Annotated in this window: 21 protein-coding genes; 7 read left to right on the top strand and 14 right to left on the bottom strand. The window is 59.5% G+C overall.

The features are described from left to right. Positions 1-26: 26 nt before the first annotated feature. On the bottom strand, positions 27-548 hold the full coding sequence (locus CFBP4996_RS09805) for a TIGR00645 family protein (protein ID WP_003524933.1): 522 nt from the start codon (positions 546-548) through the stop codon (positions 27-29). 358 nt (positions 549-906) lie between these two features. Here CFBP4996_RS09805 and CFBP4996_RS09810 point away from each other — a divergent pair, with 358 nt between their 5' ends. Further along, positions 907-3,147, top strand: a complete 2,241-nt coding sequence (locus tag CFBP4996_RS09810; RefSeq protein ID WP_080851135.1) for a TonB-dependent hemoglobin/transferrin/lactoferrin family receptor — start codon at positions 907-909, stop codon at positions 3,145-3,147. A 56-nt stretch (positions 3,148-3,203) separates the two neighbouring features. On the opposite strand, the gene CFBP4996_RS09815 is transcribed toward CFBP4996_RS09810, so the two are convergent. Further along, the gene (locus tag CFBP4996_RS09815) at positions 3,204-4,127 is read right to left on the bottom strand and encodes an extensin-like domain-containing protein (RefSeq protein ID WP_080851133.1); all 924 of its coding nucleotides are present in this window, start codon (positions 4,125-4,127) and stop codon (positions 3,204-3,206) included. Between the two features lie 282 nt (positions 4,128-4,409). Between CFBP4996_RS09815 and CFBP4996_RS09820 the strand changes: the two genes are divergently transcribed. Both CFBP4996_RS09820 and CFBP4996_RS09825 read left to right on the top strand, forming a co-directional pair. Then, on the top strand, positions 4,410-6,599 hold the full coding sequence (locus CFBP4996_RS09820) for an anthranilate synthase (protein WP_080851132.1): 2,190 nt from the start codon (positions 4,410-4,412) through the stop codon (positions 6,597-6,599). Then, the gene (locus CFBP4996_RS09825; protein ID WP_162935835.1) at positions 6,596-7,108 is read left to right on the top strand and encodes a GNAT family N-acetyltransferase; all 513 of its coding nucleotides are present in this window, start codon (positions 6,596-6,598) and stop codon (positions 7,106-7,108) included. The genes CFBP4996_RS09820 and CFBP4996_RS09825 overlap by 4 nt, the downstream gene beginning before the upstream one ends. Here the strand turns inward: CFBP4996_RS09825 and CFBP4996_RS09830 are convergent. After that, positions 7,105-8,049 (bottom strand): cyclic di-GMP phosphodiesterase, encoded by a 945-nt coding sequence (locus CFBP4996_RS09830; RefSeq protein ID WP_080851127.1) that lies wholly within the window; start codon positions 8,047-8,049, stop codon positions 7,105-7,107. The genes CFBP4996_RS09825 and CFBP4996_RS09830 overlap by 4 nt on opposite strands. Before the next feature lie 278 nt (positions 8,050-8,327). Here CFBP4996_RS09830 and ade point away from each other — a divergent pair, with 278 nt between their 5' ends. Beyond that, positions 8,328-10,022 carry an adenine deaminase gene (gene ade, locus CFBP4996_RS09835; protein WP_080851124.1) on the top strand — a complete coding sequence of 565 codons (1,695 nt, stop codon included), beginning with the start codon at positions 8,328-8,330 and terminating at the stop codon, positions 10,020-10,022. Positions 10,023-10,088: 66 nt separating this feature from the next. Here the strand turns inward: ade and CFBP4996_RS09840 are convergent, their stop codons facing one another. The 3 genes from CFBP4996_RS09840 to bglA all read right to left on the bottom strand — a co-directional run bounded on the left by CFBP4996_RS09840 (position 10,089) and on the right by bglA (position 13,068). Continuing rightward, positions 10,089-10,640 (bottom strand): hypothetical protein, encoded by a 552-nt coding sequence (locus tag CFBP4996_RS09840; RefSeq protein WP_080851122.1) that lies wholly within the window; start codon positions 10,638-10,640, stop codon positions 10,089-10,091. Between the two features lie 308 nt (positions 10,641-10,948). After that, positions 10,949-11,407, bottom strand: a complete 459-nt coding sequence (aac(6'), locus tag CFBP4996_RS09845) for an aminoglycoside 6'-N-acetyltransferase (RefSeq protein WP_035262476.1) — start codon at positions 11,405-11,407, stop codon at positions 10,949-10,951. Then, on the bottom strand, positions 11,404-13,068 hold the full coding sequence (bglA, locus tag CFBP4996_RS09850) for a beta-galactosidase BglA (RefSeq protein ID WP_080851120.1): 1,665 nt from the start codon (positions 13,066-13,068) through the stop codon (positions 11,404-11,406). Before bglA ends, aac(6') begins: the two co-directional genes overlap by 4 nt. Positions 13,069-13,323: 255 nt before the next feature. On the opposite strand from bglA, the gene CFBP4996_RS09855 reads away from it, so the two are divergent. Beyond that, entirely contained in the window at positions 13,324-14,244 is a 921-nt protein-coding gene (locus tag CFBP4996_RS09855) for a sugar kinase (protein ID WP_162935834.1), read from the top strand. 172 nt (positions 14,245-14,416) lie between these two features. Then, positions 14,417-15,466, top strand: a complete 1,050-nt coding sequence (locus tag CFBP4996_RS09860; protein ID WP_035240305.1) for a bifunctional monoglucosyl/glucuronosyl diacylglycerol synthase — start codon at positions 14,417-14,419, stop codon at positions 15,464-15,466. Positions 15,467-15,653: 187 nt separating this feature from the next. On the opposite strand, the gene CFBP4996_RS09865 is transcribed toward CFBP4996_RS09860, so the two are convergent. From CFBP4996_RS09865 to CFBP4996_RS09885, 5 genes are all read right to left on the bottom strand, one after another. Next, positions 15,654-16,265, bottom strand: a complete 612-nt coding sequence (locus CFBP4996_RS09865) for a hypothetical protein (RefSeq protein ID WP_162935833.1) — start codon at positions 16,263-16,265, stop codon at positions 15,654-15,656. A gap of 121 nt (positions 16,266-16,386) precedes the next feature. After that, entirely contained in the window at positions 16,387-16,995 is a 609-nt protein-coding gene (locus CFBP4996_RS09870; RefSeq protein WP_080851118.1) for a DUF2026 family protein, read from the bottom strand. A gap of 199 nt (positions 16,996-17,194) precedes the next feature. Then, positions 17,195-18,625, bottom strand: coding sequence for a ribosome biogenesis GTPase Der (gene der, locus CFBP4996_RS09875; protein WP_065113932.1), 1,431 nt, complete (start codon positions 18,623-18,625; stop codon positions 17,195-17,197). 131 nt (positions 18,626-18,756) lie between these two features. After that, positions 18,757-19,428: a tetratricopeptide repeat protein gene (locus CFBP4996_RS09880; protein WP_080851115.1), complete on the bottom strand. Its 672-nt coding sequence runs from the start codon at positions 19,426-19,428 to the stop codon at positions 18,757-18,759. A gap of 155 nt (positions 19,429-19,583) precedes the next feature. Then, the gene (locus CFBP4996_RS09885; RefSeq protein ID WP_080851112.1) at positions 19,584-20,168 is read right to left on the bottom strand and encodes an NnrU family protein; all 585 of its coding nucleotides are present in this window, start codon (positions 20,166-20,168) and stop codon (positions 19,584-19,586) included. Between the two features lie 149 nt (positions 20,169-20,317). Here CFBP4996_RS09885 and CFBP4996_RS09890 point away from each other — a divergent pair, with 149 nt between their 5' ends. Next, positions 20,318-21,301 carry a polysaccharide deacetylase family protein gene (locus CFBP4996_RS09890; protein ID WP_080851109.1) on the top strand — a complete coding sequence of 328 codons (984 nt, stop codon included), beginning with the start codon at positions 20,318-20,320 and terminating at the stop codon, positions 21,299-21,301. Between the two features lie 254 nt (positions 21,302-21,555). Here CFBP4996_RS09890 and sbmA read toward each other — a convergent pair whose 3' ends face one another. From sbmA to map, 3 genes are all read right to left on the bottom strand, one after another. Continuing rightward, positions 21,556-22,824 (bottom strand): peptide antibiotic transporter SbmA, encoded by a 1,269-nt coding sequence (gene sbmA / locus CFBP4996_RS09895; protein ID WP_035261556.1) that lies wholly within the window; start codon positions 22,822-22,824, stop codon positions 21,556-21,558. A 182-nt stretch (positions 22,825-23,006) separates the two neighbouring features. After that, complete coding sequence (locus CFBP4996_RS09900) at positions 23,007-24,197, bottom strand: MFS transporter (protein WP_080851106.1); 1,191 nt, start codon at positions 24,195-24,197, stop codon at positions 23,007-23,009. A 318-nt stretch (positions 24,198-24,515) separates the two neighbouring features. Next, positions 24,516-25,268, bottom strand: coding sequence for a type I methionyl aminopeptidase (gene map / locus CFBP4996_RS09905; protein ID WP_065655656.1), 753 nt, complete (start codon positions 25,266-25,268; stop codon positions 24,516-24,518). Between the last annotated feature and the right edge of the window lie 43 nt (positions 25,269-25,311).

Here is a 25,311-nt window from a genome sequence, read left to right on the forward strand (position 1 = left end):
CCTTCATATCGGCTGGACCATCCTGATCAAAGCACCGGCTTTTCGGATTTGTCCTTCGGCTTGGCCATCAGTTTTTCCAGGAAACCGAGCATGACCGCCGAGACGACAAAAGCCAGATGAATGATGGTGAACCACATCAGCTTGCTGTCCGAATATTGACTGGCGTTGAGGAAGATTTGCAGCAGGTGGATCGACGAGATCGCCACGATCGACGACGCGACCTTGATTTTAAGGCTGCCGGAATCGAGCTTGCCCAGAAAGGAAACCTCGGCATCGGCATCGTCGAAGCGGCTGACGAAGTTCTCGTAACCGGAAATCATCACCATGACGATCAGGCTGGCGACCAGCGCCGCATCGATCAGACCCAGCATGGCAAGGATCATGTCTGCTTCGTCGTAGGTGAAAACGTTCTTCGCAACTTTCAGAAACTTGAGCGCGAAGGAAAACGCATAAACCGCCAGTGCCGCGACGAGCCCGAGATAAAAAACGACGAGCAGCCAGCGGCTGGAGAGGATGATCCGCTCGACGAGCAGTTCAAGAGACTTCATTTCCGTATCCGATTAATAATCTGTTTATTGTTGGGGCATGGTTTGTTTCGCCATGTAAACTGGCTGCGAATATCCTAGCAAGCGGCAATGTCGGGACTTTGACCGTACCGTGGCGTTTTCACACCCCATTCACCAGTCAGGTTCGAGAGCGGATAAGCGTCATATTTTTGCAACATACTGTTATGCTTTAAAACATGATGTAAAAAGTCATATATAATATGTTGACAGTTATCGTCATGTTTTTTAGTCCTCGCTTATCGGCTCGCCCGTAACAATCAAAACAGTTTCAGCCGCGGCGGCAAGCGCGGCGTGCTTTCGCACGCCGTGGCCCATTCGCGCGCCTACCTGGGGGTACTTAATGTCCATTTCGCGCACGCATTCCGCGCTGCTTCTGTGCACTGCCATCTCTCTTCTGCCCCTTGCCGGCCCCGCGCTGGCACAGGATGCCGCGTCGGAGGCGGACGGCGCCACCACGCTTGAAAGGATCGTCGTCAAGGGCAAGCGCGTCAAAAGCGCCAATGCCGCCGCCGACACGCCGCTGGCGAGCCAGACCACGGCGGAAGACATCCGCAAGAAGGACATCGGCAGCATCAAGGACCTCGGCAACAGCACGGAACCGGGCGTCGATTACGTCGACGCCAAGCCCGGCCGGCCCGGCGGCCTGTTCATTCGCGGCCTCGGCGGCGCGCGCGTCGTCACTTTGATCGACAATATTCCCGTTCCCTTCTTCGAAAACTTTGCCCGGCAGGGTCAGGCCACCACCACATTGAGCAATACGAATTCGAGCTTCGATTTTTCCTCGCTTTCGACGGTCGATGTGGTGCGTGGCGCAGATTCCAGCCGTATCGGCTCCGGTGCTCTCGGCGGCGCGCTGGTGCTGCGCACGCTCGAGCCGGAAGACCTGATCGGCGAAGGCAGGGACTGGGGCGGTGTGGCCAAGACCACCTATGACAGCGAAGACAGAAGCGTGGGCGGATCGCTCGCCGTCGCCAAGAAGATCGAGAATACCTCGGTCCTGTTCCAGGGCTCCTACAAGCGCGGCAACGAGACGGACAATAAGGGCACGGCCGATGTCTACGGCACGCGCCGCACCAAGCCCAATCCCGCCGACACCTATGAAAGCAACCTGATGTTCAAGATCCGTCAGGATCTTGAAGGCGGTCACCGCATCGGGCTGACGGCCGAGCGTTACTCGGTGAGAAACCGCAGCGACATGAAGACCCTGCAGGGCGTCAGCGTTTCGGGCTCAACCTACCGGATCGGCGACTACCGGGGCTACGAGGATACCGAGCGCGATCGCGTATCGCTCGATTACGAATACGAAGCGCCCTCGACCGACGGCTTCATCGACGCCGCCAATCTCTCGCTCTACTGGACGCGTCTTTCCAAGGAATCCGGCGCCGGTGACCGCCTGACCAACAATTCGCTCTATATTCGCGAAGACAGCATGCGCAACAGCGCATTCGGCATCGTCGGCGGCCTTGAATCCGGCTTCGAGCTTGGCGGTGTGCAGCACACGGTCCGTTTCGGCGGCAACGCCATGACGACCGATTTCAGCCAGGAGCTTTACGCCAACACGGCCGGCGTGACGTCTGCGTCCCAGTCCGACATGCCTGACGTGAGCGGCAAGAGCCTCGGTCTTTATCTCGATGACGAAATCGCCTTCGGCAACGGCTTCCGCCTGACCCCCGGCCTGCGCTTCGATTCCTACGACTACGACCCGGACGGCTCGGTTTCCAGCAATGGCGGCTACAGAACCTTCAGCCTGCCGACCGGCAACAGCGGCTCGCGCTTCTCGCCGAAGCTTCTCGCTACCTATGACGTCACGCCGGAACTGCAGCTCTTCGCGCAATGGTCGATGGCCTATCGCGCCCCGACGATCAACGAACTGTACCTGAACTTCTCCAACATCAGCTCCGGTTACGCGGTGGTCGGCAATTCCGCCCTCAACCCCGAGACCAGCAACGGTTTCGAAATCGGCGCGAACTACGCCTCCGGCGACCTCACGGGAAGCCTGACGCTGTTCCACAACAAGTACAAGAACTTCATCGAGCAGTACACGACCTCGACGACGCTCTTCCCCGGCTTCGGCGGCAGGGGCAACGGATCGCTCTTCACCTATCGCAACCGTAACAATGTCGAAATCTCCGGTGTCGAAGCCAAGGTCCGCAAGGACCTCGCAAACGGCTTCTTCGCCCATGCTTCGCTCGCTTACGCCTATGGCAAGGACACCGACACCAACGAATTCATTCGCACGGTCGCGCCCTTCAAGTCCGTCGTCGGCATCGGCTACGAGCAGGACGTCTGGGGCACGGAACTTACCGGTGTCTTCTCCTCCGGCATGCGTGACGACAGGGTGGCCAACACCTTCGACGCCCCCGGCTACGGCGTCTTCAACCTGACCGGCTGGTGGGAACCGGAACAGACCAAGGGCCTGCGCATCCAGGCCGGCATCTACAATCTGTTCGACAGGAAATACTGGAATGCCGTCGGCGTTCGCGACGTGAACCCGAATTCCGTCAGCACCGTCAACCAGCCGGTGGACTTCTATACGGAAGCCGGACGCACCTTCAAAATCTCTCTGACCCAGAAATTCTAAAACCGGGCAGAAACATCATCTCCAGTCGGGGCGGCCTTCGGGTCGCCCCTTTTTTATCAGCGGCAATAGAGATAGCGGCCTTTTCGCTCCAGCACGTCGAGATGCAGGTGGTCCTGATGGGTGGCATCGCTGCCGGGGGAAAGAACCGTGCGGAAGAACAGGCAGGCGGCGGCGGTAATCGTGCGCTGGAAAGCGCCTTCCGGCGTTCCGTCCTCACCGCGCGGTTTCATCACCAGCGGCTCGCCCTTATCGAAGGCGATCGTGGAAATATCGACGGCATTGCCCTTGGCATGTTCGGAAATCTTGCCGTTTTCCGCGCTGTTGCGGTTGCGGCAGATATAGGTCGAGGCATTGGCGATGGCCGTCACCTTCTTTTCCGGCAGCGCAAGGGCCGCCGCCGGCACCATCATTTCCTTTGTCCAGCGGGAAAGCGCAAGCGCGGTTTCGCAGCGCATGGTGCCCGATGGTTCCAGCTTGATGCCGGGTAGAACCACGGAAAGCTCGACAGGCGCTTCGATGCCGCAGCCCTGCTCCGCATCGCGGATCGGCTCGAGCTGCTTGAACTCGGCGCCGATATCCTTCAACGCGCCAAGGCATGCCTGAAGCGCGGCCGGATCTTCTGGCTTCACCGGCTCGGGCGGCTTCTCCTCCGGTTTTGCGGCGTCAACGTCCGGTTTCCGTGGTTCGCCCTCCTCTTTGCCCTCACCCGCCTTGCCTTCGACGCCTTTCTTGCTGTCATCGGACCCCTTGTCTGCCGGCGTCTTGCCGTCATCCGGTTTCCGCTCTTCCGGGACCTGTGGTTTCGGGGCCGGCTTTGGCGCTTCCGCCGGGCTTTGCGGCGACTCGTCCGATGGCTTGTCCGAGGGGGTGGCGGATTGCCCCTCACCCGGTTTCGGTTGCGGCACCGGCACCTGCGCCGGCGGTTCAGAGGCGGAAATCAATGCGAGGGTGGTTACCAGAAGACACAGGCGATGAAGCATTTTTCGGGGCACTCCTGACCGTTTCGGCAGGAGTGCAACGCCGCGACGGCCCGTAAGGTTCATTCCCTCACCGAAATCCGCTTGCCAAGGCGGATCGTGCGCGCTAACAATTTTCCCATGAACATCGTGTCTAAGAACATTGCTAACTGGTGGTGGGGCAGCTTTTCGCGGCCTTGACCAGTCATGTCTTCAGACAAAGTCCAAGCCGCCCGAATTTTCAGGCGGCTTTTTTGTTATTATGCCGCCTGTCATCGGGCCTGAACAACGGGAAGTATGAGAGAAATGGTAACGATCATTCAGGATGACGGAGCGGAAACCTACGAGACGAAAGGCGGCATCAAGGTCAGCCGAAAGCGTCGGCCCGCCGATTACGCCAGCGCCATCGATAATTATATCGAAAAGCTCGATTCCCATCGCGGCGCGGTTTTTTCGTCCAACTACGAATATCCGGGCCGTTACACCCGCTGGGATACGGCCATCGTCGATCCGCCGCTCGGCATTTCCTGTTTCGGCCGCAAGATGTGGATCGAGGCCTATAATGGTCGCGGCGAAGTGCTGCTTTCCTTCATCACCGAGAAGCTGAAGGCGACGCCCGATCTCACGCTTGGCGCTTCCACCACGCGCCGTCTCGATCTGACCGTCAACGAACCGGACCGCGTTTTCACCGAAGAAGAACGCTCGAAAATCCCGACCGTCTTCACGGCGTTGCGCGCCATCGTCGACCTCTTTTATTCGAATGCGGATTCGGCCATCGGCCTGTTCGGCGCCTTCGGTTACGATCTCGCCTTCCAGTTCGACGCGATCAAGCTGTCGCTTTCGCGCCCGGAAGACCAGCGCGACATGGTGCTGTTCCTGCCCGACGAAATCCTAGTCGTCGACCACTATTCCGCCAAGGCCTGGATCGACCGCTACGATTTCGAAAAGGGCGGTGTGACGACGGACGGCAAGTCCTCCGACATCGCGCCCGATCCCTTCAAGACCACCGATACCATCCCGCCCAAGGGCGATCACCGTCCCGGCGAATATTCCGAACTGGTGGTGGAGGCCAAGGAAAGCTTCCGCCGCGGCGATCTGTTCGAGGTCGTTCCCGGCCAGAAATTCATGGAGCGTTGCGAAAGCAATCCGTCGGCGATTTCGCGCCGCCTGAAGGCGATCAATCCCTCGCCCTATTCCTTCTTCATCAATCTCGGCCATCAGGAATATCTGGTCGGCGCGTCGCCGGAAATGTTCGTGCGCGTCTCCGGCCGCCGCATCGAGACCTGCCCGATTTCCGGCACCATCAAGCGCGGCGACGATCCGATTGCCGATAGCGAGCAGATCCTGAAATTGCTCAATTCGAAGAAGGACGAATCCGAACTCACCATGTGTTCGGATGTGGACCGTAACGACAAGAGCCGCGTCTGCGAGCCGGGTTCGGTGAAGGTCATCGGCCGCCGCCAGATCGAGATGTATTCGCGCCTCATCCACACGGTGGACCACATCGAAGGCCGCCTGCGCGATGACATGGACGCCTTTGACGGTTTCCTCAGCCACGCCTGGGCCGTCACCGTCACCGGTGCGCCGAAACTCTGGGCCATGCGCTTCATCGAGGGCCACGAAAAGAGCCCGCGCGCCTGGTATGGCGGCGCCATCGGCATGGTCGGTTTCAACGGCGACATGAATACCGGCCTGACGCTGCGCACCATCCGCATCAAGGACGGCATTGCCGAGGTGCGTGCGGGTGCGACACTGCTCAACGATTCCAATCCGCAGGAAGAAGAAGCCGAAACCGAACTGAAGGCCTCCGCCATGATCGCCGCCATTCGCGATGCCAAAGGCACCAACGCCGCTTCCACCAAGCGCGACGCCGCCAAGGTGGGCACCGGTGTGAAGATCCTGCTCGTCGACCACGAAGACAGCTTCGTGCACACGCTGGCGAATTATTTCCGCCAGACGGGCGCGACCGTCTCCACCGTCAGAACGCCGGTTGCGGCAGAAGTGTTCGATCGCTTCCAGCCCGATCTCGTCGTGCTGTCTCCCGGACCGGGCAGCCCGACGGATTTCGACTGCAAGGCGACGATCAAGGCCGCCCGCGCCCGCGAACTGCCGATCTTCGGCGTCTGCCTCGGCCTTCAGGCGCTGGCGGAAGCCTATGGCGGCGAACTTCGCCAGCTTGCGGTGCCGATGCATGGCAAGCCCTCACGCATCCGCGTGCTGGAACCGGGTCTCGTCTTCTCCGGTCTCGGCAAGGAAGTGACCGTCGGCCGTTACCACTCGATCTTCGCCGACCCCTCCACCCTTCCGCGTGATTTCATCATCACCGCGGAAAGCGAGGACGGCACGATCATGGGCATCGAACATGCCAAGGAGCCGGTGGCCGCCGTTCAGTTCCACCCGGAATCGATCATGACGCTCGGCCAGGACGCCGGCATGCGCATGATCGAAAATGTTGTGGTGCATCTGACCCGCAAGGCGAAGACGAAGGCGGCATGATGGCCGCTGCCGACGCCATCAGCATCGAACCCATCCGGGCGGAGCACGTTGAAAGCTTTCACCGTGCTCTCGATGCGGTATCGCGTGAGCGGAAATATCTGAGCTTCCTGGAGGCGCCGCCGCTCGATTCGGTCCGCGCCTTCGTTCTCGACATGATCGAAAACGACCATCCGCAATTCGTGGCGATTGCGGATGGCAAGGTGGTCGGCTGGTGCGATATTCGCCGCGAGAGCAGGCCCACCCATGCCCATCGCGGCACGCTCGGCATGGGCATCCTGCCCGCCTATCGCGACAAGGGGCTGGGTGGACGGCTGATGCGGCAGACGCTCGATGCCGCCCGTCAATGCGGGCTGCATCGTGTCGAACTCAGCGTGCATGCGGACAATGCGAGAGCAATTGCGCTTTATGAAAAGATCGGCTTTGTGCATGAAGGCCGGGGCCGTGACACCGTTCTGATCGACGGCCGTTACATCGACAGCCTGAACATGGCGATCATCTTCGGCAACTAACCCCTCGGCAGCGAGGCGGAAATGCACAGCGCGAATTTCTTCAGCAACTGCATGTCGAAATGCCCTTCCCGCCGCAGCATCCAGGTCAGCGCGTCATTCGCCGTCCACGGCTTCTTGTAGGGCCTGACCGAGGTAATGGCGTCATAGACGTCGCAAATCGCCGCGATACGCGCATAGAGGCTGATCTGGCTGCCCGCACGGCCGCTCGGATAACCGCCGCCGTCCATCCGCTCATGATGATTGAAGCAGACATCGAGCACCATCTCCGGCATCTGCGCGTTGCGCGACAATATATCCCGGCCGAATGCGGGATGGAGATTGATGATTTCCCGCTCGCTGGCGCTCAACCCTTCCGCCTTGTTGAGGATCGATGAGGGGATTTCCACCTTGCCGATATCATGCAGCAACCCGCTGATGCCGAGCAGATTGACCGTTCCCCTGTCGAGCCCGAGATAATTACCGAAGAGGATCATCAGCCCGCTGACGGAGACCGAGTGCACGAAGGTCGTCTCATCTTTCGATTTCAGGCGGGTGACACCGATGAAAATCGCCGGGTTCGACTGCACGGCATCGGAAATCTTGCCCGCCGCCGCAGCCATGCCCTTCAGCGAAACAATGCCGCCGTCTTCTGCGGAAGCAAAGGTCTCGGCAATCGTATCGGCGGCCGAGCGTACGGCATGGGTGACGGCGGCGACGGTTTCCGGGCAATTGCCCGGTTGCGGCGAAACGGCCGCAGAACGCGCGCTGCCTTCGGTATCGTATCCCTTGGCCGTGTTGATGACGATGCTTTCGGCGCCGCTTGATTTCAATTGACGCATTAATTCCTCGTGCCGCAAAAGAAAGCGGTGCCGTTTTAAAAATCCCTGGTTCGAAAGCGTTCCTTCGACCGCTTCGATAAACATGCCAATCGTCAGTTGCTGGGTGGAAATTCGTTTGAGCATCAGATGCTTTTATTTTCCTTCCCGGGAATGATAACCTGAAACCGTAATTCGTAAAAATGTCGGTGCGCAACCGGCTAAACTATAAAGGTGAAGTCAAGCCTTCCCAAATCTGCCTAAACTTGCACCCCGGAAGATTAGATAACACAAATATGAAAATTTTTTACTCTGGATATATTTAAAACTCAAAGAATCAATCCGAATAGACCAAGAAACAACCATAGAATGTAAATAGTGAAAATTCTCGCATACGACGTAAATCAGGAGCCGAAGAAACCCGCATGAATTCCAGACTTGAAACGCGCATCGATCAGGGTACGGGCCGTGAACCGGCGGATATGGTTCTCAAGGGCGGACGCTTCTTCGACCTCGTCACCGGAGAACTCGTCGCTTCGGATATCGCCATCTGTGGCGACACCATCGTCGGCACCTGCGAGAACTACAAGGGGCGACAGGAAATCGACATTTCCGGAAAGATCGTCGTTCCGGGTTTCATCGATACGCATCTCCATATCGAATCGTCGCTGGTGACACCGCACGAATTCGACCGCTGCGTTTTGCCCTATGGCGTTACCACCGCCATTTGCGACCCGCATGAGATCGCCAATGTTCTGGGCGTTGAGGGGCTTCGGTTCTTCCTCGACAGCGCCATGGAAACCATCATGGACATCCGCGTGCAGCTCTCCTCCTGCGTGCCCGCCACCCATCTGGAAACCGCCGGCGCCGATCTGCCCATCGAAAAGCTGCTGCCGTTCCGGGGGCACCCGAAGGTCATCGGCCTTGCCGAATTCATGAATTTTCCGGGCGTCATCCACAAGGATCCGGTGTGCATGGCGAAGCTCGAGGCCTTTCAGGGCCAGCATATCGACGGGCATGCACCGCTTCTCTCCGGCACGGCGCTGAACGGCTATCTCGCCGCCGGCATCCGCACCGAACATGAATGCACGAGCGCGACTGAGGCGCTGGAGAAAATCCGCAAGGGCATGCATATTCTGGTGCGCGAAGGCTCGGTCTCGAAGGACCTGCACGCCCTGATGCCGATCATTACCGAGCGCCTGTCGCCCTATCTGGCCCTCTGCACGGATGACCGCAACCCGCTCGACATCGCCGAACAGGGCCATCTCGACTATATGATCCGCACGGCGATCGCCAGCGGCGTGGAACCGCTAGCCATCTACCGCGCCGCCTCCATTTCCGCCGCAAAAGCCTTCGGCCTGCGCGACCGCGGCCTTGTCGCACCTGGCTGGCGGGCCGATCTTGTGATCGTCGACAGCCTGCAGAACTGCAAGGCCAGCATGGTGCTTTCCGGCGGCCGGATCGTCGATGACGCCCTTTTTGCCACGCGCAAACCGGTCGCACCCGTCGGCCTCGACAGCGTCAAGGCAAGACCCGTGCTCGCCTCGCATTTCGGCGTGCCGGTCATGGAGGGCGAAAGCCCCGTCATGGGCGTGCTTCCCGGCAAGATCATTACCGAGCACCGCCGCTACAGGCTGCCGACGGATGGCAACCAGACCACCGTTGATCTTGCGAACGACATCATCAAGGTCGCCGTCATCGAACGCCACGGCAAGAACGGCAACCATGCCAACGGTTTCGTTCAGGGCTTCGGCCTGAAAAAGGGCGCCATCGCCTCCACCGTCGGCCATGACAGCCACAATATCTGCGTTGTCGGCGTGAGCGAAGACGATATGGCGCTGGCCGCCAACCGGCTCGGCGAAATCAAGGGTGGCTTCGTGGTGGTGGAAGACGGCAGGGTGACGGGCGAGATCGCTTTGCCCGTCGCAGGGCTGATGAGCCTCGAACCCTATGAGACCGTTCGCGATACGCTGCACACGCTTAGAAAAGCAGCCTATGCGCTCGGCACGACGCTGGAGGAACCCTTCCTGCAGGTCGCCTTCCTGCCCCTGCCCGTCATCCCGCATCTGAAGATTTCCGATATGGGCATGGTGGATGTGGACCGGTTTGCGCTGATCTGACGGTGGATTGCCGACCGGAGGCAGTGGAAAACGCTCAATCCGCGTTTTGAGGTCGCGAGAGCGGCCTCATGCTTTCGTCTCCGAAGGCCAGGTGACGTAATAATATTTGCCCGCGACCCTGCCAAAATAGGCGTGTTTTCCCGTCGCCTTGTCGACATAGCTGCCGCTTCCATCCCTGGAAAGCTCCCCGTCTTCGCTGCGCTTCAGCTGCGTGTTGAGGAAATCCACCCAGTTGGTCTTGGCAATGTCAGTGGCTGTCGTCGGCTTGGCGTTTTTCTGGTTCGGATCCCACGCATTGATCGTTTTGCCCTGGGTGGGGTTCGAAACCTGCAAGGCCCCACGCTCGAGAGCACTCATCATCGACCGGGCGCGCAGATATTGCGCCGGATCGTCCCCCGCCAGAGAAAGCTTGGCCCTCAGATTCCGCATGAAGGCGGGCGATGCGATATAATCGGCTGACGAGGTTTTGGGGGCTGGTTTCGGTGTCGATGCGCGGGCTGCCGATTGTCCGGAAAGGAAGACCTCTCGGATGGATGGAAGGGCGACCTTAGCTTTGGCGCGTGGCGAGGTGGAATTCGCGGTATTGGGCTGATTGAAATTCTTGATTGAAACGGACATGACAATCCCTGCTTCACTTTATGGGTGGAGACCGAAAAATCTGTAGGTTTCAATGATTAATACTGGAAACTTGCCCAAAACTCGCCAACATCTAAGTAAATTTGTAAAAATTACTAAGCAATATTTATTAGTACGAATATATGTAATTTTTTTAATCGTGAAATAATTCAAATTGAAGACATTATAAAATTCACCAATACTTAAATGGCACTATTCAACATCCAAGGCGCGATCATGGCGCCGCATTCGATCGTCAGAACGCACCTGCAATGTCTGATATTATTCCATGGCCGAACAGTGCCGGGAGGTCATGAACCCAGAGGCAGAGACTTGCGAAAATAAACCACCCGCTGCGTTTCCTCAAATCCCAGCGCCGCATGCATGCGGTGTGAATCGACATTGGAAATATCGGCATCGGAAGCAAGTTCGCTCACACCCTTGCTCGTCGCCCAACGGGTTACTTCGGCAATCAATGCAGCCGCAACGCCCTGTTTGCGAAAGGCCTCCTCCACATAAACGCCTTCGAGAAACGCCACGGGCGAGGTGTCGCATCCGTTGACATAATCATGCCGCAGGCTGGCTTCGGCGAAACCGATGGCCATGCCCGCCGGATCATAGGCAATAAATCCAACCTCATTGTCGGAGACGTCCTGCAATTCCGCCCGGTGTTCGGCGGGTGAAGCATCCGGCCACAAGCGGTGCCGCAGGAGGGACCACTCACCGAGCGATGCTTCACCAGCCGTCTCGATGACAAATTGCCCGCTCATGCAACGACCCCACAAAACACATCCAGCCCCTCGAGCTTCACGATCCCCGCATCGAATAGCGGTGCGAAACCCGGCATCGGCAGTATATCGGTGACCCGCATGGCCTTCGGTATCGGGAATTCCACCGGTTCGCGTGTGAGGTTGAAAACAAAGAGCAGTTTTTCATCGCCCTTCTGGCGCGTGAAGGCCAGCACATCGAGATTGGTCTTGATAAAATGCATGTCGCCATCGCGCAGCGCGCCGTGACCTTTTCGGAAGGACAAAACCGCGCGATAATGGTTCAGAACCGAGTCCAGTTTGCGCTCCTGCGCATCCACAGCCTGCATGGCATGAACATAGGGCACCGGCAGCCACGGCTTTTCAGCGCTGGAAAAACCGGCATTCGGCTTGCCGGTTTCCCACACCATCGGCGTGCGGCACCCGTCCCGCCCCTTGAAGGCGGGCCAGAAGCGGATGCCGTAGGGATCGCGCAGATCCTCGAAGGCAAGTTCCGCCTCGGTCAGACCCAGTTCCTCGCCCTGATAGAGGCATATGGAGCCACGCAGGCTGGCGAGAACGCAGATGGCAAGCTTCGCCACCCGCACCTGCTCCTCCGCACTTTCGGAAAAACGGCTGAGGTGGCGCACCACATCGTGGTTGGAAAAGGCCCAGCACACCCAGCCATCCGTCACCACCTTGCCGAAGGTCTCGACCGAGGCGCGCAGATGCTTCGCGCTGAAATCCGGCCCCAGCAAGTCGAAAGTGTAGCACATGTTGAGCTTGTCGTTGCCGGACGTATAGGCCGCCACCGTCTTCAGCGACCGCGCCCCGTCTCCCACCTCGCCCACCGTGGCGCGGCCCTCATAGTCGTCGAGCAGCGCACGGAAACGCTTCAGGAAAGCCACGTTTTCCGGCCGCGTCTTGTCGTAGAGATGGTCCTGCATGCCATAGGGATTGACGTCGGAGGCATCGAGACCGAAACTTTCCTCGTCGAAAAGCGGCGGGTTGTCGCGCAAAAGCTTGTCATGGAAATAATGGTTGACGGTATCGAGCCGGAAACCGTCCACGCCGCGCTCCAGCCAGAAACGCACGGTTTCGAGAAGCGCATCCTGAACCTCGCGATTGTGGAAGTTCAAATCCGGCTGCGAGGCGAGGAAGCTGTGCATGTAATATTGCTTGCGCACGCCGTCCCATTCCCATGCCGGGCCGCCGAACACGGAAAGCCAGTTGGTGGGTGCGGTGCCATCCGGCTTGGGATTGGCCCAGACATACCAGTCGGCCTTGCTGTTGGTGCGGCTCGCCCGGCTGTCCACGAACCAGGGATGCCGGTCCGACGTGTGCGAGATGACCTGATCGATGATGACCTTCAGCCCCAGCCGGTGCGCCTCTGCCATCAGCGCGTCGAAATCGGCAAGCGTGCCGAACATCGGATCGACATTGCAGTAATCGGAAACGTCATACCCCATATCGGCCATGGGCGAGGTGAAGAAGGGCGAGAGCCAGATGCCGTCGACACCGAGCGAGGCAATATAGGGCAGGCGTTTCGTTACCCCGGCAAGATCGCCGAAACCGTCGCCGGTCGTATCCTGAAACGAACGCGGATAGACCTGATAGATCACCGCTCCCTTCCACCAGTCCGATTGCACTTGGGGTTTGTGGACCGGGGCATGGGTTAGCGGCATGGGCGATCTCCTGATGGTGGCCGGCGCATGTCTCCCAAAAGTGTGACGCGGTTTTGGGAAAGAGACATGCGCAAAAAAGAGACACGGCGCTTTCGCGATTCGAAGAAAAGCGAAAGCGCCGTGGCACGAGAATATAAAGCCCGCGCCGCCGCGTAAACCGGAACTTCGCACATGCACAAACGGCCACAACCGCCCTTGTCAGCGGCGCGCACTCGTCGTAAGCCGCATGGCTGGAAAAAACGGGAGGATGACGGCGTGGGCGGACGGTTTCTGTCGATTGGCGAATGCATGGTGGAACTGTCGCAGGCCGGCAACGGGCTGCTGCGCAAGGGTTTTGCCGGCGATACGTTCAATACCGCCTGGTATGCCCGGGCCTGCCTGCCGGGCGACTGGTCGGTCGATTATTTCACCGCGCTTGGTGACGATCCGCTTTCGGAAGACATGCTGGCCTTCATTGCCGATGCCGGCATCGGCACGGAGAAAATCCGCCGCATCAAGGGTGGCACGCCCGGCCTTTACCTCATCAACCTGAAGGATGGCGAGCGCACCTTCAGCTACTGGCGCAATGCCGCCGCCGCAAGGCAGCTCGCCGCAGATGCGGATCATCTGCGCAGGACGGTGGAAAGCGCCGATGTCGTCTATTTCTCCGGCATCACGCTCGCCATTCTCGCCTCCGCCCATGATGTCGATACGTTCCTCGCCGAACTGCGCCGCGCCAAGGCGGCGGGCAAGCTGGTGGTCTTCGACCCCAACATTCGCCCGCGCCTGTGGGCCGACAGAGATACGATGCTTGAGACCATCTCCAACGGCGCACGCGCCGCAACGCTTGTCATGCCGAGCTTCGATGACGAGGCGAGCCATTTCGGCGATGTCTCCGTGGAAGCGACCATCGACCGCTACCGTTCGCTTGGCGTCGAAAACATCGTCGTGAAGGACGGCGCGAAGGGCGCGACGCTCGATTTCGGCGGCAGCCGCAGTCACGCCCCGGCGGTGAAGGCCGTGGACGTGGTGGATACGACAAGCGCCGGCGACAGCTTCAACGGCGCCTTCCTCGCCCGTTACGTGACCGGCAGTTCGCCGGAAGAAGCGGCCACCTTTGCAGCGAGGGCGGCCGCAACCGTCATCGGTCACCACGGCGCGCTGATCAGCCCCGAGTTGCTGCCGCTGGTGGGATAAGGCTCCGCCGCACCGGGGGAGCGCCGTGGACAACCGCAAACTTCTGCGCGCAAACCACGCTTCCCCGCCGTCACACACCCTGACATGATCCTGTAACACGCACGCCGCATATACGGGCAGAAGCCGGGCAATGGGGATTCGCCCGCGCGCAGATGAGCAGGATCAGTGTTTCATGACGAGAATCACGATTGTCACAGATGCCTGGCACCCGCAGGTCAACGGCGTGGTTCGCTCCATAGAAAATACCAATACCGAACTCGCGCGGCTCGGCGTCGATGTGCGCATGGTCACGCCGCAGAGTTTTTACAGCATCCCCTGCCCCACCTATCCGGAAATCCGCCTCTCGGTTGCCGGTTATCGCCGTGTGGCGGCGGAGATCGAAAAAAGCCAGCCTTCCTTCGTGCATATTGCGACGGAAGGCCCGCTGGGCTTCATGGCGCGGCGCTGGTGCGTGAAGAACCGCATGCGTTTTTCCACCAGCTATCACACCCGCTTTCCCGAATATGTGGCGGCGCGTTTCCCTGTGCCGGAAAGCTGGCTTTATGCCTTCGTGCGCTGGTTCCACAATGGCGGCAACACCTGCATGGTGGCGACGCCGAGCCTTGAGACCGAACTGGAAGCGCGCGGCGTGCGCAATCTGAAGCGCTGGAGCCGCGGCATCGACGCCGAGCTTTTCCATCCCCGCCCGAAAGCAAAGCTGCCTTTCGACCTGCCGCGCCCGATCTTCATGACGGTGGGACGTGTGGCGGTGGAGAAGAACCTGCCGGAATTTCTGGAACTGGACCTGCCGGGTTCGAAGGTCGTCATCGGCGACGGTCCCGCCCGCCATGAATTGCAGGAGAAATATCCTGATGTGCTGTTCACCGGCGTCAAGACCGGTGAGGAGCTGGCCGATGCCTATGCGCAGGCCGATGTCTTCGTTTTCCCCTCCAAGACCGATACGTTCGGCAACACCATTCTGGAAGCGCTGGCAAGCGGCGTGCCCGTGGCCGCCTTCCCCGTCACCGGGCCGATCGATATTCTCGGCGGTAACCCGGCAGCCGGTGCGCTGGACGACAATCTTCGCGATGCCTGTCTTGCGGCGCTTCATTGTTCGCCGCAGGAGGCTCTGGCGCTTTCCAGAAGCTACAGCTGGGAAAAAGCCTCGCGGCAATTCCTCGACAATGTCATTCACGCGGCGGGAAAATCCCTGCCGCTGCTGTCGCGTTCTCAACTTGCATGAGGCGATCCCCGAGATTCTGTTCGGGAACGGTGGACGAAACGAAGCGGGAATGTCACAAGGCAATCAGGACGCGACTTCCGTTATCTTTAGAACGGGGTCGGGCTGCTGATTGACGTCAGGCGGCTGCCGCGAGAACACGCTGGCCGTCCTATGTTTCCTGATGATACCGCCATTTTGAGATGCCGCTTCAGGATAAGGGAAGAAGCTCTTTCTGCTGGGCTGCGCACCAGTGATTGATCTTCTCGATGATGTCCTTTGCAGCAATCGGCAGGGCGCTGTTGGGTATGACAGCCACCGTCCCGTGGAAAACCAGCACCAGACTGTCCGGCGGCGTGAGTGCGAGATGGTAGCGCGCCCAGCTCAGCTGCACGGTGTCCAGTCTTGTGACCTGCTTGTAACCCTCGGGTCCTATCTCGACCTCCGTGTGAGGCGAATACATCCGATCATTGGCAATATTCCAATGTGCCAGGACCTCGTAATAGGATTTCATCTCTTTTCTCGAGCCCCGCGCGATAATGAACCATATGGCGAGGGCCACAAACGGTGCGGGTGCAAACACCCAATAACCGACCACAGGCCAGACGCCCGGAAACCACGGCAGACTTAAGGAATAGATGAAACCGGCAGCAAGTCCCGCAAACGAGGATAGATGTGCTCTGGCCGAGGCAAAATGGCGCTTCCAGGACTTGTCACAAATCATGCTGTAATTTTCATAGGCCTGATTTTGATAGCCGTGGACATAGTCGGGCACATGTTTCGGATCGGGCGTGAAGCTTATTGAAATGGTGTCATCGGCCATAGGAACACGTCAATCCCGTCGCTGTTGAAGCCCAGTCTGCGTAGCAACATTGGCCTTATAAATCAAAAGACCTTTTGCTGACAAAACCTTCGGGATCGACACTGCGCGGCGTAACCTGCCTTCACCATGCTCCGGTGAGCATCTGGCCGGACAGTGGCACAGTCCGCGCCTTGCCGTCGCGATCCGTTACCGAAAGCGATGCGGCCATCTGTTTCGGCGACTTGCGGAACCAGCTGGCGGCAACGCTCGCCATATCGCCGATCATCGCCTGCCTGTGCCAGTCGGCAAAGCGCTTGGCCGTGGCTTCGGGTTCGGAGCGATAGAAGAAATCGCCGGATCGTCCGAGATCGTTGATGGATGCCGCCATGGCGGCAAGCGGTCGCTGGAACATTTTCGCTGGCACGGAAAGCCCATCGGCGCCTTCCGAAAATGCCGGCGCCATGAAATCGATCGCCCAGCCATCCGCCTCGATCCAGCAATGGAAATTCTCGCCCGCACCCGTCACATAACCGTCTTCGCGATGATCGGCGAATAGCAGCACGGTTCCACCGAGATTATAGGCCGCAAGCCCGCCCTTCGGCACCGCCTTCACCTTATAATGCTGCTGCAGGATGAAGGCGCCGAAGGTGCTGAAATACATGGAGGCCGAGGCGGGATCGGCATTCTGGCTGATGAGCAGGCTGTTGATGACGCGGTAAATCCGGTGGTAGTCGGTCTGCTTGATCAGCATGGTCTTTTACTCTTCAAAACCGTGAAATTGGAGCGAGCGGGCGCCCCTTGTTTCTTCTCCCCGAGGGGGAGAAGTCCGCGGCAGCGGGATGAGGGGGCGACGGTCGAGATATACGGAGAGGGTGCCCCCTCATCCGACCCTTCGGGCCACCTTCTCCCCGATGGGGAGAAGAAATACGCGGCGACCCTTCACGTCAAAATCAACGCCTCTTCTTCGCCTTGCTCTCGAACGGATTGTCAGACCCACGATAGTGCACGCGGATCGGCACGCCCGGCATGTCGAAATCCTTGCGCAGACCGTTCACCAGATAACGCGTATAGCTTTCCGGGATAGCTTCCGGCCGCGTGCAGGAAATCATGAAGGCCGGCGGGCGGGCCTTCACCTGCGTCATATATTTCAGCTTCAGGCGGCGGCCGGAAACGGCCGGCGGCGGATGCTGGGTCGTCTGCGAATCCAGCCAGCGGTTGAGGCGGGCGGTGGAGATGCGGCGGTTCCAGACCTTGTCGGTATCGATGATGTTCTGCATCAGCCGGTCGAGGCCATAACCCGTCTGGCCGGAAATCGGCACCGCGCGAATGCCACGCGCCTGCGGCAGCAGACGCTCGGTCTTTTCACGCAGATCCGCCAGATAGGCCTGCGGGTCTTCCACCAGGTCCCATTTGTTGAAGGCCAGCACGGCGGCGCGGCCTTCGCGGATGACGAGGTCGACGAGCTGCAAATCCTGCTTTTCGAAGGGAATGGTGCTGTCGAACACGATCACCACCGTTTCCGCAAAACGAATGGAGCGCAGCGAATCCGCGACCGAGAGCTTTTCCAGCTTCTCCGTCACCTTGGCCTTGCGGCGCATGCCGGCCGTATCGAACATCTTGATGGTGCGGCCGCGCCAGTCCCATTCGACCGAAATACTGTCGCGGGTAATGCCCGCTTCCGGGCCGGTCAGCAGCCGGTCTTCACCGAGGAAACGGTTGATCAGCGTGGACTTGCCCGCATTCGGCCGGCCGATAATGGCGACACGCAGCGGCTTGGTCTCGTCATAAACCGGCTCTTCGTCTTCTTCATCCTCGCTGCCCGGTTCGCCGCGCGGCAGAACGATATCCGTCTCCGCCTCATCCACTTCCGGCGGGAAAGCGACGTCTTCGCCGATTGCCTCGACAATCGCGTCGCGCAGGTCGATCATGCCCTGACCGTGTTCGGCCGAAATCGGGCACGGATCGCCAAGACCGAGCGTGAAGGCGTCGTAGAAACCGGCGTCGGAACCGCGCGCTTCGGACTTGTTGGCCACCAGCACCACCGGCTTGCCGCGACGGCGCAGCATCTCGGCCAGCGTCTCGTCGGCCGGCGTCAGGCCCGCCTTGGCGTCGACGACGAACAGCGTCACATCGGCATCGTCAATCGCCGCTTCGGTCTGCGCCCACATGCGGCCCTGAAGCGTTTCCGGCCCGGATTGCTCCAGACCGGCGGTATCGATGATGGTGAAACGCAGGTCGACAAGCTTCGCCTCGCCGGGGCGGCGGTCGCGGGTCACACCCGGCGTATCGTCCACCAGCGCCAGCTTCTTTCCGACGAGACGGTTGAAAAGCGTGGACTTGCCGACATTAGGGCGCCCGACTATGGCGACGGTGAAGCTCATTGATCCTGGTTCCTTAAAGCACGTCTGCCCAAAACGTTACCTGTTTTGGGCAAAGGACATGCGTAAAATAATGAGTTGGATCGCTTTGGCAATGCGGAGAATGCCGGCGCGATCTTTGTCGGGCAGCCGTGTTAGGCAGCTTTGCCCGAAGCGGTGATATTGTCGAGCATGATCTGCGCGCGGTTCGTCACGTTGCGCGGCGCCTGTGTGTCACTGACGATCTGCTCGAACCATTGTTTGGCCTTGGCGAAATCGCCAGCCTTGTAGGCGGCGAGACCCAGAGCTTCGCGGGCGGAAGCACGCATGGTCTGGCCCTCAGTGCTGAGCGGCTCAGCCAGTGCGACGACCTGATCATAGGTGCCGTTATCCACCAGCAGCCAGGCCGCGCGCACCTTGGCGGTATCGCGGAAAACCTGCGGCGCGGACGTATCGTTGCCGATGGCGGTGAAGGCGGCGATAGCGCCGGCCGCATCACCCTTCTGCGACAGCAGCGTCGCGGAACGGAACTTCGCCAGAACCGGATAATTGCCATGACCGGAGGTTTCGAGATCGGCGAAGGCCTTCAGCGCCTCATCCGTCTTGTTGTCCGAAGCGAGCTTCAGCGCCGCAAGGAACTGGTCGCCGGAATTGGAAGCGCGGCTGGTGTTCCAGTATTCGTAGATACCGGCGCCGGCGGCGCCGAGAACCACGAGAACGGCCGCACCCACGACCACGATACCGTAACGGCCCCAGAAGCGCGACAGCTGCTCGGAACGGATCTGCTCGTTCACTTCGCGGATAAAGGTATCATTTTCGTTTGCCATCAAATTCTCCGTTACCCGCGCGGAGATCGTCGCCGATCCATCCGTTCGCGGACATACCAAGCCGCTTACCCGGGTCAGCAAAAGCAAGGCCGACCGGGTCATGGTCGGCCTTCTAGCCTATTTTGCCTGATATGTAAGGGGGAAACGTTGATTTCCTACAGGACGATGGGCTGAACGCCGATCAACCATTCGTGCAGTTTCAGAATGAAAGCACCCCACAGGACGATGCCGCCGACAATGGCCACCAGATCGTAGCGGCCTGAAACGAAGTCCCGGACCACTTTTTCGCCCGCCCGTTCCCGGCGCTTCAGCGAAATCCGCATCACCACGCCCCAGGCAAGGAACGATGCGAAAAGAAGGATCGAAGACGTCTCACCATTGGCCAGAAGATGCGCAAGCGCCCAGATCTTGACCGAGAGGATGAGCGGATGTTTCGTCTTCGTCGCAATGTGGCCAGCCGGGATGAGGCTGGCGATAAGACAGATCATCGCCGGCAGCATCAGGGTCACGGCAATGTGGCTCATCCAGACCGGCGGATACCACAACATTCCGGTTTCCTGCCGCGCTTCACCGAAGGCATAGATGACGAGGCCGAGCGTGATGAGGCTGACGAGGGAATAGACGCCCTTGAAAGGCCCTTCCCCCATCGTCGCGATCATCCGCGCGCGAAATTGCGGTGCGACCACCTTCAAAAGATGCGTCAGCAGGAACAAGGCAAGACAGAGTGCGAGAAAAAGCATGGAACACGGTCCCCCGGTGGAACGAAGCGGCCCTATCACCGCAGTTGAGAACAGGAATTAGGCCGAAAGTCACGAAAACGCCAGACTATTCAAAGCTTCGCCTTATTCCACCCGCAAAAGGCCACGGTGTTTCATATGACGGATAACTGATGTTTCGCTCACTTGCCGCCTTTTCCCTGTCGCTTCTTACCGCCCTTCCCGCTTTTGCCGAAGAGGCTGAGAAGCCGAAGCAGCTCGTCATCGTGTCCTTCGACGGTGCGGGCGACAATACGCTGTGGGAAAGAAGCCGCGCGACAGGCAAGCAAGTCGGCGCGCATTTCACCTATTTCCTAGCCTGCACGCTGGTGATGGACAGGAAGACCAGCGCCAAGACCTATCAGGGACCCGGCCAGAAGGCGGGTCGTTCCAATGTCGGTTTCGGCCAGTCACCCGAAGAGGTGGAGGCAAGGCTGAGGAACATCTGGGCGGCCTATCGCGAAGGTCACGAGATCGGCAACCACACCTGCGGCCATTTCGATGGCGGGCAATGGACCGCCGAACAATGGGACGGCGAATTCACCACCTTCACCAGCACGCTGGAAAACGCCTGGCAGATGATCGGCAAGAAGGGCGAGGAACCTGAAGGCTGGCGCGAGATGGTGAAAAAGATCGATGGTTTTCGCGCGCCCTATCTCTCGCAGGGGCCGGCGCTGACCGAAGCGCAGAAAAAGCACCGTTTCGTTTATGACGCCACCAGCATCACCAAGGGGCCGGAATGGCCGGTGGAGCGCGACGGCATAGAGCATTTCGGCCTGCCGCTCATTCCCGAAGGTCCGGGCAACCGCCCGATCATCGCCATGGACTACAATCTCTTCATCCGCCACTCCATCGGCGTCGAGACGCCGGATCGTTCGAAAGAATTCGAGGAGCGCGCCTATACGGCCTTCCGCAATGCATTCGACAGGCAATATAATGGCGAGCGCATTCCGCTGCAGATGGGCTTTCACTTCGTGAAGATGAATGGCGGCGCCTATTGGAATGCCTATGAGCGGCTGCTGCGCGAAGTCTGCGGCAGGCAGGATGTCGCCTGTGTGAGCTATGCCGAGGCGATGCCGATGATCGAGGCGCGGAAGAAGCAGAAGACCGAGGGGTAAACTTCCTCATACTCTCCTGTTCGTGACAAAGGTCGAACACCCCTACTCCGTCATGCCGGTCCCCGGAACAAGCCCAGGATGACCCGGCATCCAGCCACGGCGCGTCTGCGCCGTGATAAGAGTCTTTTGCGATCAAGGACTTGATCGCGCTAGACCCCGGATCTAGTCCGGGGTGACGGGTGCGGATGAGACAGTTCACGTCTCCGTAGGACGTGCTCAAGACCTGAAGGCGGCCAATCGACCGCCTTTTTTCGTCAGGGCTTGTTAGCCGCCAGTTCTCCGGCTTCCGCTTCCCGCTGGAGGTAACGCTCGTCGATATCCGGCAGGGGCTTGTCGTCGATCGCGGCCTCGAAGGCCACAAGACGTTTGTGGATGGAAAGCAGCTCGATGATCGTCGTCCATGAATTGACCAGATACTGGAACGAATTGCTGACCTGACCGAAGGCCGTGGCGATCTGCTGGTAGATACCGTAGGTGATCTTGCCCGCCACGATGGTCGGAACGAGCATCAGAAGCAGGAACACCGCATCGGCCTGAATGTAGAAATACCGTGCGACGTTGAAATAGAGATAGTGCCAGTACATGCGGAAATAGTTTTTCCGCACATTGGAATAAAGCTCCTTGACTGTCGGCGGCTGGGCGCGGTCGGCGTGGTCCTCGCCATAGACAAGCTCCTTGCGGTAGGCGGCTTCCACACGCTGGTTGCGGAAGTTCAGGCCGGGCAGTTTGATGCCGACTGTCGCCAGAAGCACCGTACCGAAGATGGACCAGACGATTGCCAGCCAGAACAACGCATGCGGCACTTCACCGAGGATCGGCAATTCGGAGACATAGGACGACAGCGCAAACAGGATCGGCAGGAAGACGACGAGCGTCATTACCGAATTGATGAGCGTGATGCCCAACCCTTCGAGCGTCGAGGAGAACCGCATCGTATCTTCCTGAACGCGCTGGGAGGCACCTTCGATGTGGCGCAGCTTTTCCCATTTGGACATGTAGAAGTCGTTCATCGCGGTGCGCCAGCGGAAGATATAATGGCTGGTGAAGAAATCCGTCAGGATCGAAACGGCCATGCTGAGAAAGGCGATCTTGGCAAAGACGATCTGGAGGCTGTAAAAATCCCAGACCTCGATGCCCGGCTGTTTCGACAGGGCATTTTGCAAAAGGTCGCCGAAAGGCCGCCGGAAATTATTGATGACGACGGAAATCTGAACGCCGAAATAGGTCACCGCGATAATCAGCAAAGATCCCCAGATGGACCAGAATTTCCAGGGGTGATCCTTGGCGATAACGGTCCACACGCCGCCGAACGCCGCCAGACACAATGCGAGATAGGCGTAAAAGAACAGGTTAGCCGGCACCAGGAAGTAGCTGAGATCGTAGGGTTCCTGTTCAGGCATTACATAGCCCCAAGACCGACCTAATCCTTCAACGATGAAGTACCATCCGAGAATTGCGAAAAAAGCCCAGATAATGGCCGACGTGAAGAAGATTTTCGGTTTGGGAAAGAAGGAATGAAACACGTTTCGAACTCACGCGCGTTTGAAATCAGCCACTATTGGCGAAGCACTTATTGGCCCGAACCTAGGGCAGAAATTTGTGCACAGCAATGAAGAAGCGCTGACCTTAACAAGATGTAAGGCGCAGATGGCGGGTGATGGCCACCGAAAACACCGGATGAAAGGCAGGAAAAGACAGCCGCAGCCTAGCGCCGCCGCTCCGTCGCGAGCACCGGCAGCATCAGCAGAATGCTGACGACAAGCACGGCGGAAGCGAGAATGCTGGGCGCGGTAAAACTTCCCGTCGCCTCGGCAATCCAGCCGGCGGCAAGCGGCCCGACAATCTGGCCCGTGCCGAAAGCGGCCGTCATCAGCGCAAAGGCGCGACGCGGGCTCGGCCCGGCAAATTCCCGGCCGAGCTGCAGGCCATAAGCGGTGATGACCATGAAGGTCAGCCCGAGAAGCAGGCCTCCGGCGAGAACACCCGGCACCGGCGGCAGCATGACGGAAGCGAAAACACCGACGGCTTCGACGGCAAGAACGATGACGAAGGCGCGTTTCAACCCCTGCGATTTCAAGACCGGTTTCCAGAGGAAAAGCGAAATGGCGGCGGCGCAGCCGGTGATGAACCAGGCCAGAAACTCCACGAAAGCACCGGCGGCGGCCATGCGGGCAATCGCCACGATGAAGGTGGCGGTGATGACGTAACCGAAGCCGAAAAGCCCATAGGCCAGCGTCGTCAGGAAGAGCGGCCGCGTCCAGTTGAGCGGCGGCTCCGCCACCGAGGATGCATGTCGCGGCGGGCCTGCGGGCAGCACCCGCCAGACGAGAATGAATGTGATGAAGGAAAAGACGGCACCTGCGATCCACTCCTCCCGCCATGAGGAACCGCCGCCGTCAAAAACGACGCCGATCAGATAGACCGCAAGCGAGGAGATCGCGATGCCCGCACCGACGCCGCCATAATGCAGCGCCTGAACACTGTCCCTGCCCGCCTTGACGGCATGGCCGATAACGATCTGCGAGGTGAAGATCATGGTCAGTGCGCTCGCGACACCGGCCAGAAACCGGATGACGGTGAAAGCCGCGACGGAATTGAAAGCCGCCATGGCAAGTAACAATGCCCCGGTGGAAAACAGGCCGCAAAGCGCCACCAGCCGTTCCCGCCCCGAACCCCACGAATAGGCCGCCAGAACCGCCCCGGCCAGATAACCGGCGAAGTTACCCGCCGCCACGATCCCCGCATCCCCCGCCGAAAGCGGAACATCCGCCATCATGCCGGGCAGAATGGGGGTGAAGGAAAAGCGGCCGAAACCCATGGCGGAGGCCATCATCAGCGCCCCGGAAAATCCGAGTGCGGTCAGATGTTTGGCGGAAAGTGGCTTGTCGATGCTCATGCATGGCTTATCGCAACGGGGCGGATAAGGGACAAGCGAGTTATTTTGATCGGCGTTATAAGCGGTCGTTATCGGTGCAAGACCTAAGGTGAAGGATACCGCGCCGCGCCCTCCAACCCTCATTCCTGTGCTTGTCACAGGAATCCAGCCGACGCGCGTCCGCGCGGCGAAAAGACTCCTTTCAGCCCAAGGACTTGGGCTGGCTGGATCCCTGTGACAAGCACAGGGATGAGGAGATGGAAGAGTTTTGAATACGGCAAGTCCGCACTGCTAGGCGGGCTATACGCCTGGGCATCGCAAACGTCTGCAATGCTCTCCTCACTCAGCCAGCGTCAGCACCAGCGGCCCGTTCTTGGTCGCAACCACGGTATGCTCATACTGCACCGTCGGCGCGCTCGGATCGCTATAGAGTGTCCAGGGATCGTCATCGCCATCTTCGGCCCAATAGGCGCCCGTCGAGAGAAACGGCTCGACGGTGAACACCATGCCTTCCTGCATGATGCGCCGCTCGTCCTTGTCCGGCCAGGTCGCCAGTTCCTTCGGCTCTTCGTGCAGCGAGCGGCCGATGCCGTGGCTGGCGAGATTGGTGATGAGCGTATAGCGGTTCTTCTTGGCAAAAGCGCCGATGGCATTGCCGATATCGGCGAAAGGCCGGCCGGTCTTCACCTGCTGCAGGCCCGTCCACATGGCGCGCTTGCCATCGCGGCAAAGGCGCTCGATGTCCTTCTTCACCGGCGGCACGGCGAAAGACGAGCCGGTATCGCCGAAAAAGCCGTTCTTCACCGCCGAGACATCGATATTGACGAGATCACCCGCCTTGATGATGCGCGGGCCCGGAATGCCGTGAGCCACTTCCTCATTGACGCTGATGCAGGTCGCGCCGGGAAACTTGTAGCAGAATTCCGGCGCCGATTGCGCTCCATTGTCTTCCAGCACCTTGCGGCCGATGGCATCCAGCTCGGCCGTGGTGATGCCGGGTTCCAGCGCGTCCGCCATGGTCTGCATCGCGACGGCGCATAAACGGCCGATGTCCTTCAGCAGAACCAGTTCTTCTTCGGTGGAAATGACCATGTCTCTGTCCGTCGTTCTGTATGGCGGGTCTCAAAACGCCCGC

The sequence above is a fragment of the Agrobacterium leguminum genome, from assembly GCF_005144435.2.
GTDB lineage: Bacteria > Pseudomonadota > Alphaproteobacteria > Rhizobiales > Rhizobiaceae > Agrobacterium > Agrobacterium leguminum.

Excerpts from the sequence above, each read along its gene's own strand:
- CFBP4996_RS09805 (WP_003524933.1), bottom strand. The coding sequence starts at position 548 with ATGAAGTCTCTTGAACTGCTCGTCGAGCGGATCATCCTCTCCAGCCGC.
- CFBP4996_RS09810 (WP_080851135.1), top strand. The coding sequence starts at position 907 with ATGTCCATTTCGCGCACGCATTCCGCGCTGCTTCTGTGCACTGCCATC.
- CFBP4996_RS09815 (WP_080851133.1), bottom strand. The coding sequence starts at position 4,127 with ATGCTTCATCGCCTGTGTCTTCTGGTAACCACCCTCGCATTGATTTCC.
- CFBP4996_RS09820 (WP_080851132.1), top strand. The coding sequence starts at position 4,410 with ATGGTAACGATCATTCAGGATGACGGAGCGGAAACCTACGAGACGAAA.
- CFBP4996_RS09825 (WP_162935835.1), top strand. The coding sequence starts at position 6,596 with ATGATGGCCGCTGCCGACGCCATCAGCATCGAACCCATCCGGGCGGAG.
- CFBP4996_RS09830 (WP_080851127.1), bottom strand. The coding sequence starts at position 8,049 with ATGCTCAAACGAATTTCCACCCAGCAACTGACGATTGGCATGTTTATC.
- ade (WP_080851124.1), top strand. The coding sequence starts at position 8,328 with ATGAATTCCAGACTTGAAACGCGCATCGATCAGGGTACGGGCCGTGAA.
- CFBP4996_RS09840 (WP_080851122.1), bottom strand. The coding sequence starts at position 10,640 with ATGTCCGTTTCAATCAAGAATTTCAATCAGCCCAATACCGCGAATTCC.
- bglA (WP_080851120.1), bottom strand. The coding sequence starts at position 13,068 with ATGCCGCTAACCCATGCCCCGGTCCACAAACCCCAAGTGCAATCGGAC.
- CFBP4996_RS09860 (WP_035240305.1), top strand. The coding sequence starts at position 14,417 with ATGACGAGAATCACGATTGTCACAGATGCCTGGCACCCGCAGGTCAAC.
- CFBP4996_RS09865 (WP_162935833.1), bottom strand. The coding sequence starts at position 16,265 with ATGGCCGATGACACCATTTCAATAAGCTTCACGCCCGATCCGAAACAT.
- CFBP4996_RS09870 (WP_080851118.1), bottom strand. The coding sequence starts at position 16,995 with ATGCTGATCAAGCAGACCGACTACCACCGGATTTACCGCGTCATCAAC.
- der (WP_065113932.1), bottom strand. The coding sequence starts at position 18,625 with ATGAGCTTCACCGTCGCCATAGTCGGGCGCCCTAATGTCGGCAAGTCC.
- CFBP4996_RS09880 (WP_080851115.1), bottom strand. The coding sequence starts at position 19,428 with ATGGCAAACGAAAATGATACCTTTATCCGCGAAGTGAACGAGCAGATC.
- CFBP4996_RS09885 (WP_080851112.1), bottom strand. The coding sequence starts at position 20,168 with ATGCTTTTTCTCGCACTCTGTCTTGCCTTGTTCCTGCTGACGCATCTT.
- CFBP4996_RS09890 (WP_080851109.1), top strand. The coding sequence starts at position 20,318 with ATGTTTCGCTCACTTGCCGCCTTTTCCCTGTCGCTTCTTACCGCCCTT.
- CFBP4996_RS09900 (WP_080851106.1), bottom strand. The coding sequence starts at position 24,197 with ATGAGCATCGACAAGCCACTTTCCGCCAAACATCTGACCGCACTCGGA.
- map (WP_065655656.1), bottom strand. The coding sequence starts at position 25,268 with ATGGTCATTTCCACCGAAGAAGAACTGGTTCTGCTGAAGGACATCGGC.